Here is a 16,797-nt window from a genome sequence, read left to right on the forward strand (position 1 = left end):
TTCCCGCTGTTTATTCTGGAAGAGGCGATGACGGTTACACTTCACGTCTGCATTACCTGCCGCGCCGGCGAGACGCTCGGCGAGGGCGAGACCACGCCCGGCAAGCGCCTGCATGGCGCGATCCTCGACGCCGGCGTGCCCGACGGCGTCAATGTGGTTCCGGTCGAGTGCCTGTCGGCCTGCAGCCAGGGCTGTTCGGTCGCGCTCAGCGCGCCCGGCCGCTGGTCCTATGTCTATGGCCGCCTGTCGGACGTGAATGCGCGTGACGTGGTCGCGGGCGCTGCGGCCTATGCGGCCGCGCCCGACGGGCTCGTGCCCTGGCGCAGCCGCCCCGAAATCTTCCGCAAGCAATCGCTTGCCCGCATTCCCCCGATTCCCGCCGTGCCGGAGGCCGCCGAATGAACTCGCTCACAAAAGTCCCGGTGACGGTCGTCACGGGTTTCCTCGGCTCCGGCAAGACGACGCTGATCCAGCATCTGCTCGCCAATCCCGGCGGCAAGAAGCTCGCGGTGCTCGTCAACGAGTTCGGCAGCGAGGGCGTCGACGGCGAGATTCTGAAGTCCTGTGCGGACGCGAACTGTCCGGAGGAGAACATCGTCGAGCTCGCCAATGGTTGCATCTGCTGCACCGTCGCCGACGATTTCATTCCGACCATGGAGCAGCTCCTGGCGCGCCCGGTGCGGCCCGATCACATCCTGATCGAGACCTCGGGCCTGGCGCTGCCAAAACCGCTGCTGAAGGCGTTCGACTGGCCGGAGATCCGTTCGCGCATCACGGTCGACGGCGTGATCGCGCTGGCCGATGCCGAAGCCGTCGCTGCCGGCCGTTTCGCGCCGGATCCGGCTGCGGTGGAAGCACAGCGCGCCGCGGACGAGAATCTCGATCACGAGACGCCGCTGTCGGAAGTGTTCGAGGACCAGATCGCCTGCGCCGACATCGTGCTGCTGACCAAGGCCGATCTTGCCGGCAGCGCAGGGATCGAAGCCGCCAAGGCCGCGATCATCGCCGAGATGCCGCGCTCCGTGCCGATGCTGCCCGTCACCGACGGTGCAATCGATGCGCGCGTCATCCTCGGGCTGGGCGCTGCCGCGGAGAACGATCTCGCCGCGCGTCCATCGCATCATGACGGCGAGGAGGAGCACGAGCACGACGACTTTGCGTCCGTCGTGATCGACCTGCCCGAAGTGGCCGACATCGATGCGCTCGTGGCATCCGTCCAGAAGCTGGCGCGCGAGCAGAATGTGCTGCGCACGAAGGGCTATATCGCGGTCGCAGGCAAGCCGATGCGCCTGTTGCTGCAGGCGGTCGGCGAGCGCGTGCGCCATCAGTTCGACAAGCCCTGGGGCGCAGGTGTCAGGCAGTCGAAGCTCGTCGTGATCGGCGAGCACGGCGATATCGACGAGGCCGCGATCAAGGCGGGACTTGGTCTCTTGGGATCTGGTATCTGATGCACGTCGTCTTCCGCGAGAGCCGCGGTCTGGAGGAGACCGCGACGCCACGAGACATCGGCCAGGACCCGGCCGATCTCGTGGTGCTCTCGTATTCGGATTCCGACCTTGCCGCGTTCGCGGCCGGCTGGCGGCGTGGCCGCAGCAGCCTGCCGTCGCTGCGGCTCGCCAATCTGGCGGAGCTGCGTCATCCGCTGTCGGTCGACACATATATCGAGCGCACGCTGTCGCAGGCGCGCGGCATTCTGGTGCGGCTGATCGGCGGTGAGTCCTACTGGCCGTATGGACTAGCAGCGCTCCAGCAACTGGCGAAGGATCGGGGCATCGTGCTCGCCGTGCTGCCGGCGGACGGCCGCGACGACACGCGGCTCGATGCTTACTCCACCTTGCCGGTCTCGACGCTGCGCCGGCTCAAGGTGCTCTGCGACACCGGTGGCCCGGTTGCGGCACAAGCGGCGATCGCGCAGCTCGCGCTGGCCTCAGGCCTCTATGCAGGGCCGGTCGTCGGCGAGATGACCGTGCCGGAGATGGGATTCTATGATCCCGCGCGCGGCGTCATTGCTGCGCCGGGGAGCGGCGAGGGCAAGCCCCGGGCGCTGGTGACCTTCTATCGCTCCTATCTCACCGCTGCCGACACCGGCCCGGTCGACGCCTTGATCGCCGCGCTGCGTGCGAAGGGCTTTGACGCCTATGGCGTGTTCGTCACCTCGCTGAAAGCCCCGGGCGTTGCCGATTGGCTGCGCGCACATCTGGCGCAAAATCCTGCGGCGGCGATCGTCAATGCGACCGCGTTCTCGGCCCTGGGTGATGACGGCACAACGCCATTCGATGGCGCGTCCTGTCCGGTGTTCCAGGTCGCGCTCTCGACGGCGCGGCGGGAGGACTGGGCGGACTCGCTGCGCGGCCTCTCGCCCGGCGATCTCGCGATGCATGTCGTGCTGCCCGAAGTCGACGGCCGTCTGTTCGCGGGCGTCGTGAGCTTCAAATCCGCTGCGGAGCGCGACCCCGATCTGCAATTCTCGCATCTGGCCCATCGGCCCGACGAAGAACGTGTGAACGCAGTTGCCGCGCGCGTTGCCGCCTGGCGGCGTCTTGCTGGGAAGCCCGCGCGTGAGAAGCGGCTGGCGATCGTGCTGTCGAACTATCCGGGGCGCCCGCATCAGATCGCGCATGCGGTGGGTCTCGATGCGCTGGCATCCGTCGAGGCCCTGGTATCCGATCTCGCGGAGGTCGGCTTCGATCTTGTGCCAGTCCACGCGCTCGGCGAGATGCTGCTAAAGCAGCAGCTCACCTGGAGCGTTGCGAATTATCGCGAGGCGCTCTCGCGCATGCCGAAATCCCTGCAGGACGATCTCGCGCAAGCCTGGGGCGCGCCGGAGCATGATCCGAGCTGCCGCGACGGTGCGTTCCACTTCGCAGCTATCGCGTGCGGCAAGTCGATCCTCGCGGTCCAGCCCGAGCGCGGTGACGCGACGACGCGTGATGGCGACTATCACGATCTCAACCGCACGCCGCGCCATGGCTATGTGGCGTTCTATCTCTGGCTTCGGGAGCAGGGCCGCGATGCCTTGGTGCACATGGGCGCGCATGGCACGCTGGAATGGCTCCCCGGAAAATCCGTGGCGCTGTCGTCGGGCTGCTGGCCGGAGGCCCTGATCGGCGATCTCCCAATCATCTATCCCTTCATCGTCAACGATCCCGGCGAGGCCGCGCAGGCCAAGCGGCGCATCGGTGCCGTCAGCATCGGTCACCTGCCGCCGCCGCTTGCAGCGTCCGTCGTGCCGGAAGGCCTGCGCCGGCTCGAACGCCTGCTCGACGAATATTCGACGGCCGATGGTCTCGATCCCGCGCGCCGCCAGCGGCTGATCGCGGCGATCCGTGACGAGGCGCGCGCCGCAGGCCTCGAAGATGATCTCGGCCTCGATGCATCGGCAGCGCCGGCCGAAGCGATTCCGCGGATCGACCGCTTCGTCTGCGACCTCAAGGAAAGCCAGTTCGGCGCTGGCCTGCATGTGTTCGGTCGCGGCGCCTGCGGCGAGGCAGAGCGCGATGCGTTGCGTGCCGCGCTCGCAGGGCAGCGCGTTGCGCCGGGGCCGTCGGGCTCGCCCTATCGCGGGCGCCAGGACGTGCTGCCGACGGGGCGCAATCTCTTCGCCGTCGATCCGCGCGCGGTGCCGACGCCGTCGGCGCACGCGCAGGGCATCAAGCTTGCCGAAGAGCTGCTGCGCCGTCATTTGCAGGATCACGGCGACTGGCCGAAGGGCCTCGTCGTCGATCTCTGGGGCTCGGCGACGATGCGCACCGCGGGGGAGGAGTTCGCGATGGCGCTGCATTTGGCCGGCCTTGCGCCGCGCTGGGATCACGCCTCCGGCCGCGTCACCGGCTACGACATCATCGCGCCGGCCGAGCTCGGGCGTCCCCGCATCGACGTCACGCTACGGGTGTCCGGTCTGTTCCGCGACGTCTTCTCCGGCCTGGCGCAATTGTTCGAAGCCGCCGCCGAGGCACTCGCGAGCCGGGAGGATGAGGGCGACGAAAATCCCTATCGTCACCGCGCATCGCGAGTGTTCGCGCCGCGTCCCGGACAATATGGCGTTGGCCTGTCGGCGATCCCTGATGCCTTCACGCCCGAGACGCGTGATGCCGCCGGCGAAGCCTGGCTGTCGGCATCGTCCTGGGCATTCCAGGCGGATGGCGCGATGCAGCCGGATCGCGCCGGCATCGAGGCGCGGCTCGCCTCCGCCGACGCTTTCGTCCATGTGCAGGACCTGCCCGAAACCGATCTCCTGCTCGCCGCCGATTATGCCGCGCATGAAGCCGGCGTCGCCGCCGCTGCTGCCCATCTCGGTGCGGCAGGACCATCGCTCTATCGCCTCGACACGACGCGGCCCGACCAGCCGCACGCGCGCACGCTGACCGAGGAAATCTCGCGCGTCGTCCGCGCCCGCGCCGCCAATCCGGCCTGGATCGCCGGCATGATGCGCCACGGTTTTCGCGGCGCAGCCGAGATCACGGCAACGCTCGAGCACATGGCCGCGTTTGCGCATCTCGCCGACGCCGTGCCGCCGCATCTGTTCGATCTCTACTACGATGCGACGCTCGGCAATGACGACGTCCGCGCCTTCATGGCGCGCGAGAATCCGGCGGCGCTGGCCGCGATGGAGACGTGCTTCACCCGCCTGCACGAGGCCTCGCTCTGGCGAACGCGCCGCAATTCGATTGCGGCTGCGCTGCGGGAGGCCTCATGAATGCGTCTGCGGTCAAGGGCTGGTGCCCCGGCGCGCTGCGGCCGATGCAATCGGGCGACGGCCTCGTGGTCCGCGTGCGTCCGTTCGGCGGACGGCTGGAGGCAACGCAGATCGCGGGCCTTGCGGAGCTTGCCGAACGGCACGGCAACGGCCTGATCGACGTGACGAGCCGCGCCAATCTGCAGATCAGGGGCGTCAACGATCAGAGCCATCAACCGCTGCTCGACGGTCTCGCGCGCTTGGGATTGCTCGATCCCGACCAGGCGACCGAAGCGCGCCGCAACATCCTGGTGACGCCGTTCTGGAGCAGCGCTGACGACACGCAGGCGCTCGCAGCCGAGCTGGAAGAGGCGCTTGCCGACAGCAAGCTCACACTTCCCACGAAGTTCGGCTTCGCCATCGACGATGGCAGGTCGCGCGTGCTGGCCGGCGATTCCGCCGACGTGCGGATCGAGCGCGATCGCAGCGGCCGGCTCTTGGTCCGCGCCGATGGTGCGAGGCTCGGCCGCTCCGTCGGACGCGGCGCGGCCGTATCGACGGCGCTCGCACTCGCAAGCTGGTTCGTCACGTCAGACGGCATCACGGGCGGGCGAGGGCGCATGGCGGCCCACATCGCGTCCGGTGCGGCATTGCCCGGGACCTTGCGCGGCGAAACCGAGCCGGCGCCCGTGATGGCCGCGCTACGGCCCGGACATTATCCGCAGGGCGCGCTGGTCGGAGTTGCATTCGGACAGATGCTGCATTCGACGCTGCATCAGTTTTCGAGTTGCGGCCATGCCCTGCGCGTGACGCCGTGGCGGATGGTCCTCAGCGAAGGCAAGCGTGAGATGCCGAGCGGGGCTGGTCTCATCACCGCGCCGCACGATCCCGCGCTGCGCGTCATTGCGTGTAGTGGCGCGCCGCGTTGCCGCGAGGCTCACGCCGACACGCGCGCGCTCGCCGCCGCGCTCGCGCCGCGCATTGCGCCCGAGACGCGGCTTCACGTCTCCGGCTGCGCAAAGGGCTGCGCGCATTCCGGCACGGCCGCGGTGACGCTGATTGCGACCGGCACCGGCTTCGATCTCGTCCGCGGCGGCTCGACGCGCGACGAGCCCGCCCTGCGCGGTCTGAACGGCGCCGACATCGTCAGCGATCCCTCCATCCTGGTGGGAGGGCACTGATGCCGCACAGTTACGAGACCGACGGCGCAGCGATCTACCGGCAATCGTTCGCGACCATCCGCGCCGAAGCGGATCTTGCCCGCTTCACGCCGGACGAAGAGCAGGTGGTGGTGCGAATGATCCATGCCGCCGGCATGGTCGGCCTCGAGGCGCATATCCGCTTCACATCGGGCATGGCGACCGCCGCGCGCGTGGCCTTGCAGAAGGGCGCGCCGATCCTGTGCGACGCGCGCATGGTCTCGGAGGGAGTTACCCGCGCGAGATTGCCGGCGGCGAATGCCGTGATCTGCACGCTCGGTGACCCCGCCGTTCCCGCACTGGCACAGTCCATGCGCAACACGCGCTCGGCCGCCGCGCTGGAGCTGTGGAGGCCGCATCTCGATGGCGCCATCGTCGCGATCGGCAACGCGCCGACCGCGCTGTTTCATCTGCTCAACATGCTGGAGGACCGCGACTGCCCGCGGCCGGCGGCGATCATCGGCTGTCCCGTCGGCTTCGTCGGCGCTGCCGAATCCAAGGCCGCGCTGATGGCCGATCCGCCCGTGCCGGCGCTGACGGTCGAAGGCCGCCTCGGCGGCTCCGCGATCACGGTTGCTGCCGTCAACGCACTGGCGAGCCGGAGCGAATAGTCATGGGGCGCATCATCTGCTGCGGTCTCGGCCCCGGCGATCCAGACTTGATGAGCGTGCGCGCCGACCGCACGGTGCGCGGCGCTGGCCACGTTGCTTATTTCCGCAAGAAGGGTCGGCCAGGCCAGGCGCGCCGCATCGTCGAGGGCATGCTGGCGCCTGACGTCGCCGAATATCCCATGGAATATCCGGTCACCACCGAGATCGCTTTCGATAGCGCCGAATACGTCCAGTTGCTCGCCGGCTTCTATGACGAATGGGCCGAGCGCCTGGCGCGGCTTGCACGCGCGGTCGACGTCGTCGTGCTCTGCGAGGGCGATCCCTATTTCTACGGCTCGTTCATGCATCTGCACACGCGCCTGCAAGGCCGCGTTGAGATCGAGGTGATCGCGGGCATTCCCGGCATGGTCGGCTGCTGGAACGGCGTCGGCCAGCCGATCGCGCTCGGCGACGACGTCACGACTGTGCTGATGGGAACGCTCGCCGAAGAGGAACTCGAACGGCGCATGCGCGATTCCGATGCGCTCGTCGTCATGAAGACCGGCCGCAATCTCGCAAAGGTGCGCCGCGCGCTCTCAGCCGCCGGCCGGCTGGACGATGCCTGGCTGGTCGAGCGCGGCACCATGCCGGGCGAGCGTGTCGTGCGGCTCGCCGAGATCGATGCCGGCGATTGTCCATATTTCGCGATCGTGCTCGTGCACGGCAAGGGCCGGCATCCGGGCGCCGCCGAATGACGGGCACGCTGACCATCGCGGGCCTTGGGCCGGGCAGCGACACGCTGGTGACGCCGGAAGTCTCCGCCGCGCTCGCAGCCGCCACCGACATTCTGGGCTATGCGCCCTATGTCGCGCGTGTGCCGCCGCGCGCAGGGCTCACCCTGCATCCGTCGGACAACCGCGAAGAGCTGCAGCGCGCGCATGAAGCCTTGCGGCTCGCGGCCGAAGGCGGGCAGGTCGTGGTCGTCTCCTCGGGCGACCCCGGCGTGTTCGCGATGGCGTCTGCCGTGTTTGAGGCGCTCGAACGGGCGCCGCAATGGCAGGCGCTGTCGATCCGCGTGCTGCCTGGGGTCACCGCGATGCTCGCGGCGGCCGCCCGCGCCGGCGCGCCGCTCGGCCATGATTTCTGCGCGATCAATCTCTCCGACAATCTCAAACCGTGGGCGATGATCGAGAAGCGCTTGCGGCTTGCCGCGGAGGCCGATTTCGCCATCGCGATGTACAATCCGCGCTCGGCGAGCCGGCCGGAAGGATTCGGCCGCGCGCTTGCGGTTTTGAAAGAGGCCGGATGCGGTGAGCGTTTGGTGATTTTCGCTCGGGCGATCAGTGCTGCCGACGAGAAGATCGAGACCGTCACGCTGAACGAAGCGACACCCGACATGGCGGATATGCGCACGTTGGTGATCATCGGAAATTCACAGACGCGCCGCGTCGGCCGCTGGGTCTATGCGCCGAGGCAGGTCCGATGACCAAGCCACTGCATGATCTCGGCCACGCTCTCGACCCGCGACCGCTCGGGCAGTTGCGGCCGCGAGATCATGATCACGGGCAGGCCGAGCATGCGGGCCGCCTCGATCTTGGCGCGCGCGCCGTCACCGCCGGAATTGCGGGCGACGAGCCAGGCGATGCCGCGCGTGCGCATCATCTCCAACTCGCCGTCGAGGGTGAAGGGGCCGCGCGACACGATGACATCGGCCGCGAAGGGCAGTGGCGCTTCGGGCGGGTCGACGAAGCGCAGTGTGTAGATGTGCTGTGGCTTGCTCGCGAACGGCGCGATGTGCTGGCGACCAATGGCGAGGAATACGTTTGCCGACGTCTCGGGCAGTGCGGCGACGGCGGCCTTGACGTCGGCGACTTCGATCCAGTCGTGGCCAGGCGCTTTGGTCCAGAGCGCACGCTCAAGCGCAACCAACGGCGTACCAGTTTCCGCACAGGCCGCGACAGCATTGCGGCTCATCTCAGCCGCGAAGGGATGCGTCGCGTCGATCACATGCGTGATGGCTTCGCGGCGAATATAGTCGGCAAGCCCGCTCGCGCCGCCGAAGCCGCCGATGCGGGTCGGCAGCGGCTGGTCGGCCGGCGCGCGTGTGCGTCCGCCATAGGAATAGACGGCCTCGATGCCCGCGCGCGCGATCTCCGCGGCGAGCAGGCTCGCATCGGCAGTTCCGCCCAGAACGAGGGCGCGAATCATGTCTGATCCCTGGCTGACCATCATCGGTATCGGCGAAGATGGCCTTGCCGGGCTCTCCGAGGCAAGCCGAAAGGCGCTTGCAAGGGCGGAAACGGTGTTCGGCGGCGAGCGTCATCTTGCGCTCGCGGATGTCGGCAGCCGCGGCCGTCCATGGCCGGTGCCTTTCGATGCCGATGTCGTGCTGAGCTGCCGCGGCCGGCCCACGGCTGTGCTCGCCTCCGGCGATCCGTTCTGGCATGGCGCCGGCGCAAGCCTTGCCGAGAAGCTCGGTCGCGACGAGTGGATCGCGCATCCCGCACCGTCGACCTTCTCGCTCGCGGCCGCGCGGCTGGGCTGGCGCCTGGAATCCGTGATTTGTCTCGGCCTGCACGCCGCCCCATTTGAGCGTCTCGTTCCGCATCTCGCGCGTGGCGCGCGGATCATTTGCCTCGTGCGTGATGGCAAGGCCGCCGGCGATCTCGCGAGGTGGCTGACGGAGCGGGGCTGGGGTGCTTCTGCATTCTGGACTCTCGCCGCGCTCGGCGGTCCCCGCGAAAATGTCCGGGAGTATTGCGCGAAGGACTTTGCTGATGATCTCGCTGGAAACCTGCTCGCAATAGCGGTGGAGGCGAGGGGGACGCAGGGCACTCCCCGCAGCTCGGGCCTTTCGGACGATCTCTTCGTCCATGACGGTCAGATCACCAAGCGGCCGGTGCGTGCGCTCGCGCTTTCGGCGCTGGCGCCGCGATCCAGCGAACGGTTGTGGGACATCGGCGCCGGCTCGGGTTCGATCTCGGTCGAGTGGGCGCTGTGCGGCGGGATGGCGATCGCAATCGAGGTGCGCGAACATCGCGCCGCCAACATTCGCAGCAATGCGGCTGCTTTTGGCTTGGCGCATCGCATAGCAATCGTCGCGGGGAGCGCGCCCGAAGCTCTCGCCGCGCTGGATCCGCCGGATGCCGTCTTCATCGGCGGTGGTCTCGATAGCGCGATGTTCGAAGCGATCTGGTCCCGACTGCCTCCGGGCGCTCGGCTGGTTGCACATTCGGTCACGCTGGAGACCGAAGCGCTGCTCGGCGAGCTGCATCAGCGCCACGGCGGCGAGCTGATGCGAGTCGACATTGCACATGCCGCTCCACTCGGGCGCTATCGCTCCTGGGAGGCGGTGCGGCCTGTCGTGCAGTGGAGCGCGATCCGATGAAGGTCGCCGGATTCGGATTCAGGCAGGATGTGACGCTGGCGGCGTTGCGCGATGCACTGCTGGCGGCTGGCGGACCCGAAGGCCTTGCTGCGGTCGCCACCATCAGCGACAAGGCCGACGCGCAGGCGTTGAAGCAGCTCGCGCACGAATGCGGCCTGCCGATCAGGGCCATTCCGGCAGAAACGCTGGCTGGCATCGACACGCCGACGCAGTCCATGCGCATCGCGGAAAAGTTCGGCACCGGATCGGTCGCCGAAGCCGCGGCGCTGGCAGCCGCCGGCCCTCGCGCGCGCCTGATTGCGACGCGAACAATCTCGCAGGATCGCACCGCGACCGCCGCGATCGCCGAAGGAGAGGGCGCATGACGGTGCATTTCATCGGCGCCGGTCCGGGCGCGGCCGATCTCCTGACATTGCGCGGCCGCGATCTGATTGCGGCCTCGCCGGTCTGTCTTTATGCCGGCTCGCTCGTGCCGGAGGGCGTGCTGGCGCATTGCCCGCCAGGTGCGCGCATCGTCAACACCGCGCCGCTGTCGCTCGACGAGATCGTTGCGGAGATCGCCGCGGCGCATGCGGAGGGCAAGGATGTGGCTCGCCTGCATTCCGGCGATCTCTCGGTCTGGTCGGCGATGGGCGAGCAGCTCCGTCGTCTGCGCGCGCTCGGCATTCCCTATACGGTTACGCCGGGCGTGCCGTCCTTCTCCGCCGCTGCCGCGGCGCTGGAAGCCGAACTCACGTTGCCGGGCCTTGCCCAGACTGTCGTGCTGACGCGCACGCCGGGCCGCGCCAGCGCAATGCCGGAAGGCGAGAAGCTCGCCGCCTTCGCTGCCACCGGCGCGGTGCTCGCGGTCCATCTCTCCATCCATCTGCTCGACAAGGTGATCGCCGAGCTGACGCCGCATTACGGCGCGGACTGCCCGGTCGCAATCGTCTGGCGCGCGAGCTGGCCGGATCAGCGGATCGTTCGTGCGACGCTCGGCACGCTCGATGCGGCCGTGGGCACCGAGATGGAGCGCACTGCGTTGATCCTTGTCGGCAAGACGCTGGGCACCGCGGATTTTGACGAGAGCCGCCTCTATGCCGCCGACTACGACCGCCGCTATCGGCCGGTCGGGGCCGAGCCGCGCTTTCCGGAGGTGCCGTGATGGCAACCGGCCTCGTCATCTCCGCCCCCGCATCAGGCGTCGGCAAGACCACGCTGACGCTTGCGCTCGCTCGCGCTTGGCGCAATCGCGGCCTGAACGTGCAGTGCTTCAAGAGCGGCCCCGACTATATCGATCCTGCGTTTCATGCCGCCGCCACGGCACGCGTCTCCGTCAATGTCGACAGCTGGGCGATGGATCGCGGCACCATCGCGCATCTCGTCAGCCGTGGTGCTGACGCCGATGTCGTGCTCGCCGAGGGCTCGATGGGCCTGTTCGACGGTGTCGCCGCACGCGGCGTCTCCGGCACGGGAGCCACCGCAGACATTGCTGAGATGCTGGGCTGGCCCGTTGTATTGGTGATTGATCCTTCCGGTCAGGCGCAGACTGCGGCGGCGATCGCTGCCGGCCTTCGCGACTACCGCAAGGGCGTGCGCCTTGCCGGCGTCGTGCTCAACCGCGTCGCCAGTCCGCGTCACGAGGATCTCGTGCGGCGGGCGCTGAACGATTCAGGCATCGCCGTGTTCGGCGCACTGCCGCGCCATGCCGAGATCAGCCTGCCGAAGCGGCATCTCGGCCTCGTGCAGGCCGAGGAGCAGGCCGAAATCGGCAAGCTGATCGACGAGGCCGCACGCTTCGTCGCCGAGCATGTCGATCTCGATGCGGTGCTGCGAGCCGCAGCGGGTTGGTCACCGCAACCTGCTGCGAACGGCCTGAACGTGACGCCGCCGGGTCAGCGCATTGCGCTCGCCCGCGATGCGGCATTCTCCTTCGTCTATCCGCACATGCTGGAAGCCTGGCGCGCGGCCGGCGCCGAGATCGTGCCGTTCTCGCCGCTAGCCGATGAAGCGCCCGACGCGAGCGCCGACGTCTGCTGGCTGCCCGGCGGCTATCCCGAGCTTCATGCCGGCAGGATCGCAGCCAATGCACGCTTTCGCAGCAGCCTGCGCTCCTTCGCCGAGACGCGGCCGGTGCATGGCGAATGCGGAGGCTATATGGTGCTGGGGGCTGCATTGACCGATGCCGACGGTATCAGCCATGAGATGGCGGGGCTCCTCGGTCTGGAGACCAGCTTTGCCAAGCGCCGCATGCATCTGGGCTATCGTCTTGCCGAACTGGCTGCGCCGATGCCGGGACATCAGGCCGGCGCGCGTTTGCGCGGGCATGAGTTCCACTATTCGACCATCCTGGCACAGCCCGACACGCCACTGGCAGTCGTCCACGATGCAACGGGCGCTGTCATCGCCGAGACCGGCTCGCGGCGAGGCCACGCCACCGGCACGTTCTTCCATCTGATCTCGGAGGACCGGTGAGCGGGTTTGTCTCCTTCGTCTCCGCCGGCCCCGGCGATCCCGAACTGCTCACGGTGAAGGGCGCGGCGCGGCTGCGCGAGGCCGATGTCGTGCTCTATGACGATCTCGCCTCCGGCGCGATCCTCGATCTCGCCCGGCCGGGCGCCAATCTCGTCGCGGTGGGGAAGCGGGCCGGACGGCCCTCGACCAAGCAGCACCACGTCAACCGCCTTTTGGTCGACTATGCCGTAACAGGCGCGCGCGTGGTGCGGCTGAAGTCCGGCGATGCCGGCATTTTCGGCCGGCTCGAGGAGGAGCTGGAGACGTTGCGCGAGGCCGGCATCGGCTACGAGATCATTCCCGGCGTCACATCCGCTTGCGTCGCTGCCGCGCAAGCCGGCATCCCCCTCACCCGGCGCCACACCTCGCGGCGGGTCCAGTTCTTGACTGGAGCGGACGTCACCGGCGAGCTGCCGCCGAACCTGAATTGGGCGGCATTGGCGGATCCGGAGGCGACCACCGTGGTCTATATGGGCCGGCGCACCTTTCCGGCGCTTGCCGCAAGATTGATCGAACACGGCCTCGCTGCGGATACGCCGGCGCTGTTCGCGGAATCGCTTGGCCGTTCCGACGAGCGGCTGGTGCGCACCACCATTGCCGAGCTGGCCGAGCAGCTTGCGCGCGGCGGCGCCGCTTCCACGGCTGCCGTCATCCTGTTCGGGGCGCTCGCGGGGGATGATCGGTCATGATGGCAACCCTTCAGGCCTTGACGCAGGCTCTGCGAAAGGGGCACAGAGGAGGGGCATGGTGCTCGACGCGGCGCAAAGCGCCGGAGCATAATCGGGAATGGGGATGGGCGGACCCAGTTGCGGCGTCCAAAACCCCAGCCGCCCCCGCGACTGTAAGCGGTGAGGGGCTCCGATCAGCCCCTGGGCCGCAAGGCACGGGAAGGCCGGAGAACCCCAGTGAACCGCGAGCCGGGAGACCGGCCGTGCATGTTTTGAGGCCAAGGCCGTCGGGTGTGACGGCAGGAAGGATCTGAGCCATGCATATCGAACCAGGATTGGTGACGGGCGCCAAGCTCGTGCTGAGTTACGCAACCGGCATCGCCGCAGGCGGCGTCGCCTTGAAGCTTGCGGTCGAAACCGTGCGCGAGCAGGGCATTGGCTCGTTCGCCGCGCGCACGCTGGCCACCACGGCCCTCGTGTTCGTCTTCTTCGAGATCCTGCCGCACTTCCCGGTCGGGGTATCGGAAGTGCACTTCATCCTCGGCTCGACCTTGTTTCTTCTGTTCGGCGCGGCGCCTGCCGCCTTCGGTCTCGCCTTCGGACTGCTGCTTCAGGGCCTGCTGTTCGAGCCGGTGGACCTGCCGCAATACGGCATGAACGTCACCACGCTGCTGGTGCCGCTGTTCGCGATCCAGGCCATCGCCTCGCGCATCATTCCGCGCAACACCGCCTATGTCGATTTGAAATACGGTCAGGCGCTGGCGCTTTCGACCACCTATCAAGCGGGTGTTGTCGCCTGGGTGGCGTTCTGGGCGCTCTACGGCTCAGGCTTCGCCATGACCAACCTCGCCAGCATCGCGACCTTCGCGGCCTCCTATGCGCTGGTCATCGTGATCGAGCCGCTGGCCGATCTTGCTGTGCTGGCCCTGGCGAAGTCCGTGCGTGGCGTCACTGCGCCCGGCCTCGTCACGCCGCGCCTGCACAACGCGGCGTAAGAGATCAGCGGAGGGTGGCCGGTGCGGCCGCCCTTTGCGCTCGTCATGCTCGCGCTCTCCCTGATAGGCATCGGTTGCGGCGATCCCGCGCAGCTCACGCGCGCCGCAATCGCTGCCATCAACGCGGCCGATCTCGTCCTGATCCCGCGCAAGGGGACGGCGAAATCCGATCTTGCGGATCTGCGGCGGACGATCTGCGCGGACGTGCTCACCAGCGCGCGCACGCGGATTGCCGAGTTCGATCTTCCCGTGCGCGACGCAAGCGAGGTGGATTATCGCAAAGGCGTGGACGATTGGCACGATGCGGTCGCCGCGACCTGGTCGCAGACGATCGCGGATCATCTCGAAGGCGATGGCAAGGTCGCGTTGCTGATCTGGGGCGATCCTTCTCTCTATGATTCCTCGCTGCGGATTGCGCGCCGGCTCGACCCATTGCCCGATATCGAGGTCGTGCCCGGCATCACCTCGATCCAGGCATTGTGCGCGGCGCATGCGCTGCCGCTCAACGACATCGGCGAGCCGTTCCTGGTGACGACCGGGCGCCGCCTACGCGAAGGCGGTTGGCCGCAAGGCGTCGATACCGTGGTGGTGATGCTCGATGGCGGCACGGCGTTTCAGTCGCTCGATCCGGCCGGTCTTCACATCTGGTGGGGCGCCTATCTCGGCATGCAGGATCAGATCATCTTGTCCGGCGCGCTGGCCGACGCCGGTCCGCGTATCGTCGCGATGCGGCAGGAAGCGCGCGAGCGGCATGGCTGGATCATGGACAGCTACGTTCTCAAGCGCCTGACGTAAGCGAGGCAGCATGCTCCCCGAATGGGTCTACCGGCAGTGCCCCGAAATCTCCGCGGCTCCTCGCGAGGCGGCAGTCGTGCGGCAGGCGCAACTGACGAAGCCGACCGGCGCGCTCGGACGGCTGGAGCAGCTCGCCATCGAGCTTGCGGGCCTGCAGGCAACGGAGCAACCGCGCGCCGCGTGCGTGCCGATCATCGTCTTCGCCGGCGATCACGGCATCGTCGCGCAGGGCGTCTCGGCCTATCCGCAGGAAGTGACCATCGCGATGATGGCGAATTTCGCCTCCGGGGGCGCCGCGATTTCGGTGCTGGCGCGCGAGCTCGGCTCCAGCCTGGAGGTAGTCGACGCCGGCACGCTGGCGCAAGGGGAGATGGCGGGCATCGTCACGGACAAGCCGCGCGCCGGGACGCGCGACTTCAGTGCCGAAGCTGCGCTCGAACCGGCGGAGCTGGCATTCGCGTTCGAGGCAGGCCAGCGCGCCGTTGCGCGCGCAGCCGCCAATCAGCCTGATCTCCTGATCTTCGGCGAGATGGGCATCGGCAACACCACGGCGTCGGCGGCGATTGCCGCGAGCCTGCTCGGCATCAGTGCCGAGGAAATCGCCGGCAGCGGCACCGGCATCGACGCCGCCGGCCGCGCGCACAAGGCACGCGTCATCGACGCCGCGATCGCGCGCCATGGCATTGCGGGGGCGTCGCCCGAAAACATCCTGCGCGCGGTCGGCGGTCTCGAGATCGCGGCGATCTCAGGTGCGATCATTGCGGCTGCGCAAGCCCGCATTCCCGTTTTGATGGATGGCTTCATCGTCTCGGTCGCGGCGCTGGCGGCGGTGCGGCTCAATCCGTCGTGCCGGCCATTCCTGCTGCCGTCGCACCAATCGGCGGAGCAGGGGCATCGGCTGGTGCTGCGCGCGCTCAACGTTCAGCCGCTGATCAGCCTCGATCTCAGGCTCGGCGAAGGCTCCGGCGCCGCAATCGCGCTGCCGCTGGTGCGCCTCGCTTGCAGCCTCCACAACGGCATGGCGACGTTCGCGCAGGCCAACGTGCCTGATAGGCCTAGCTGATCCGCTGATTGACCGACACGACACGCCAGCCGCTGGCGAGCCGGTCGATCCGGGTCAGCGACAGCGGATCGATCACGAAGCGCAGCGCGGCTTCGGGCGTGAGATCCAGCGCGATGGACAGCGCCGCGCGGATCGTGCCGGAATGTACGACGAGCGCCGCTGAGCCCGGGCCGATCCGCGAGAGTCCAAGCCGGACACGCGCGACCTGATCCTCGAAGCTCTCGCCGCCCGGCGGCCGCCCGCGCGCCGGTTCGCGCCAGAACTGCGCATAGGCCGCCTCGCCATCCGCGGCGATGTCGTCGTGCCGACGACCGGTCCATTCGCCAAAATCCTGCTCGCTGAATTCGGACATCAGCTTGGGCGCGAACCCCAGCGCTTGCGCGGTTTCCACCGTGCGTCGCGACGGGCTCGCATAGCTCGCAACGTCTTTCGGCAGGCGCTGCCGTAGAGCCTGCAACTGCGCGAGATCGCCGAGGTCGGCCGGCGCGTCGGCCGCATGGATCGTCCCCTTGATGCCGTCGACCGGCGCATGCCGTATCAGCCAGAGGAAGGTCTCGCCTTCCATGCTCGTCTCCAAGGAAGTTGGTCAGTGTGGCCATAGCGCCGCATCTGGCACATTGACTCTGTCTTGGCGGTAATCCTAGATGCTCGCGACGGTTTTCCCGAGAGGGAATGAAAAGGGAATGCGGTGCGGGGAAGATTGTCCCCAATGCCGCTGCTGCCCCCGCAACTGTAAGCGGTGAATCCTTCGTCACGAGCCACTGGGTCCTCGGTCCCGGGAAGGCGACGAAGCGGTCACGACCCGCGAGCCAGGAGACCTGCCGTCAGCCGTGGTCACACGCGAAGATGTCGGTCGGGGAGTACAGACATCGGCTTCATCGAACGGCTGACAAGCCCAGGATGAGGCCTCGTTCGCGGTGACGTGCCACTG

The 16,797-nt window shown here is 68.1% G+C and carries 17 protein-coding genes and 2 riboswitches; of the genes, 15 read left to right on the plus strand and 2 right to left on the minus strand.

What is annotated here, in order from left to right; genetic code table 11:
• The first annotated feature begins 27 nt into the window (after positions 1-27).
• From LPJ38_RS19120 to cobJ, 7 genes are read left to right on the plus strand one after another with little or no spacing between them, the layout of a single operon-like run.
• Positions 28-402 carry a DUF1636 family protein gene (locus LPJ38_RS19120; protein WP_145627232.1) on the plus strand — a complete coding sequence of 125 codons (375 nt, stop codon included), beginning with the start codon at positions 28-30 and terminating at the stop codon, positions 400-402.
• A complete protein-coding gene (gene cobW, locus LPJ38_RS19125) occupies positions 399-1,448 on the plus strand; it encodes a cobalamin biosynthesis protein CobW (RefSeq protein WP_145627229.1) in 1,050 nt (349 codons plus the stop codon). Before LPJ38_RS19120 ends, cobW begins: the two co-directional genes overlap by 4 nt.
• The gene (gene cobN / locus LPJ38_RS19130; protein WP_145627226.1) at positions 1,448-4,696 is read left to right on the plus strand and encodes a cobaltochelatase subunit CobN; all 3,249 of its coding nucleotides are present in this window, start codon (positions 1,448-1,450) and stop codon (positions 4,694-4,696) included. Before cobW ends, cobN begins: the two co-directional genes overlap by 1 nt.
• Positions 4,693-5,856, plus strand: a complete 1,164-nt coding sequence (gene cobG / locus LPJ38_RS19135; RefSeq protein WP_145627224.1) for a precorrin-3B synthase — start codon at positions 4,693-4,695, stop codon at positions 5,854-5,856. The genes cobN and cobG overlap by 4 nt, the downstream gene beginning before the upstream one ends.
• Positions 5,856-6,485, plus strand: a complete 630-nt coding sequence (locus LPJ38_RS19140) for a precorrin-8X methylmutase (protein WP_145627221.1) — start codon at positions 5,856-5,858, stop codon at positions 6,483-6,485. The genes cobG and LPJ38_RS19140 overlap by 1 nt, the downstream gene beginning before the upstream one ends.
• A gap of 2 nt (positions 6,486-6,487) precedes the next feature.
• Positions 6,488-7,219, plus strand: coding sequence for a precorrin-2 C(20)-methyltransferase (locus tag LPJ38_RS19145; protein WP_145627219.1), 732 nt, complete (start codon positions 6,488-6,490; stop codon positions 7,217-7,219).
• Positions 7,216-7,950 (plus strand): precorrin-3B C(17)-methyltransferase, encoded by a 735-nt coding sequence (cobJ, locus tag LPJ38_RS19150; RefSeq protein ID WP_145627216.1) that lies wholly within the window; start codon positions 7,216-7,218, stop codon positions 7,948-7,950. The genes LPJ38_RS19145 and cobJ overlap by 4 nt, the downstream gene beginning before the upstream one ends.
• Here the strand turns inward: cobJ and LPJ38_RS19155 are convergent.
• On the minus strand, positions 7,926-8,672 hold the full coding sequence (locus LPJ38_RS19155) for a cobalt-precorrin-6A reductase (RefSeq protein WP_145627212.1): 747 nt from the start codon (positions 8,670-8,672) through the stop codon (positions 7,926-7,928). The two genes, cobJ and LPJ38_RS19155, sit on opposite strands and share 25 nt — an antisense overlap.
• Here LPJ38_RS19155 and cbiE point away from each other — a divergent pair.
• The 8 genes from cbiE to cobT all read left to right on the plus strand — a co-directional run bounded on the left by cbiE (position 8,671) and on the right by cobT (position 15,866).
• A complete protein-coding gene (gene cbiE, locus LPJ38_RS19160; RefSeq protein WP_145627209.1) occupies positions 8,671-9,852 on the plus strand; it encodes a precorrin-6y C5,15-methyltransferase (decarboxylating) subunit CbiE in 1,182 nt (393 codons plus the stop codon). The genes LPJ38_RS19155 and cbiE overlap by 2 nt on opposite strands.
• Positions 9,849-10,217, plus strand: coding sequence for a cobalamin biosynthesis protein (locus tag LPJ38_RS19165; RefSeq protein WP_167520172.1), 369 nt, complete (start codon positions 9,849-9,851; stop codon positions 10,215-10,217). Before cbiE ends, LPJ38_RS19165 begins: the two co-directional genes overlap by 4 nt.
• Positions 10,214-10,996 (plus strand): precorrin-4 C(11)-methyltransferase, encoded by a 783-nt coding sequence (gene cobM, locus LPJ38_RS19170; protein ID WP_145627205.1) that lies wholly within the window; start codon positions 10,214-10,216, stop codon positions 10,994-10,996. The genes LPJ38_RS19165 and cobM overlap by 4 nt, the downstream gene beginning before the upstream one ends.
• Complete coding sequence (locus LPJ38_RS19175) at positions 10,996-12,306, plus strand: cobyrinic acid a,c-diamide synthase CobB (protein ID WP_145627201.1); 1,311 nt, start codon at positions 10,996-10,998, stop codon at positions 12,304-12,306. The genes cobM and LPJ38_RS19175 overlap by 1 nt, the downstream gene beginning before the upstream one ends.
• The gene (gene cobA, locus LPJ38_RS19180) at positions 12,303-13,034 is read left to right on the plus strand and encodes a uroporphyrinogen-III C-methyltransferase (protein ID WP_145627199.1); all 732 of its coding nucleotides are present in this window, start codon (positions 12,303-12,305) and stop codon (positions 13,032-13,034) included. Before LPJ38_RS19175 ends, cobA begins: the two co-directional genes overlap by 4 nt.
• 39 nt (positions 13,035-13,073) lie before the next feature.
• Positions 13,074-13,293, plus strand: a riboswitch (cobalamin riboswitch).
• 37 nt (positions 13,294-13,330) lie between these two features.
• Positions 13,331-14,008, plus strand: a complete 678-nt coding sequence (locus tag LPJ38_RS19185; protein WP_145627197.1) for an energy-coupling factor ABC transporter permease — start codon at positions 13,331-13,333, stop codon at positions 14,006-14,008.
• Between the two features lie 45 nt (positions 14,009-14,053).
• A complete protein-coding gene (gene cobF, locus LPJ38_RS19190; RefSeq protein WP_145628333.1) occupies positions 14,054-14,803 on the plus strand; it encodes a precorrin-6A synthase (deacetylating) in 750 nt (249 codons plus the stop codon).
• 10 nt (positions 14,804-14,813) lie between these two features.
• Positions 14,814-15,866, plus strand: a complete 1,053-nt coding sequence (cobT, locus tag LPJ38_RS19195) for a nicotinate-nucleotide--dimethylbenzimidazole phosphoribosyltransferase (protein WP_145627195.1) — start codon at positions 14,814-14,816, stop codon at positions 15,864-15,866.
• Here the strand turns inward: cobT and LPJ38_RS19200 are convergent.
• Positions 15,859-16,431: a histidine phosphatase family protein gene (locus LPJ38_RS19200; RefSeq protein ID WP_145627192.1), complete on the minus strand. Its 573-nt coding sequence runs from the start codon at positions 16,429-16,431 to the stop codon at positions 15,859-15,861. The two genes, cobT and LPJ38_RS19200, sit on opposite strands and share 8 nt — an antisense overlap.
• 72 nt (positions 16,432-16,503) lie before the next feature.
• A riboswitch (cobalamin riboswitch) is annotated at positions 16,504-16,706 on the plus strand.
• The last annotated feature ends 91 nt before the right edge of the window (positions 16,707-16,797 follow it).

Source organism: Bradyrhizobium daqingense, from assembly GCF_021044685.1.
GTDB lineage: Bacteria > Pseudomonadota > Alphaproteobacteria > Rhizobiales > Xanthobacteraceae > Bradyrhizobium > Bradyrhizobium daqingense.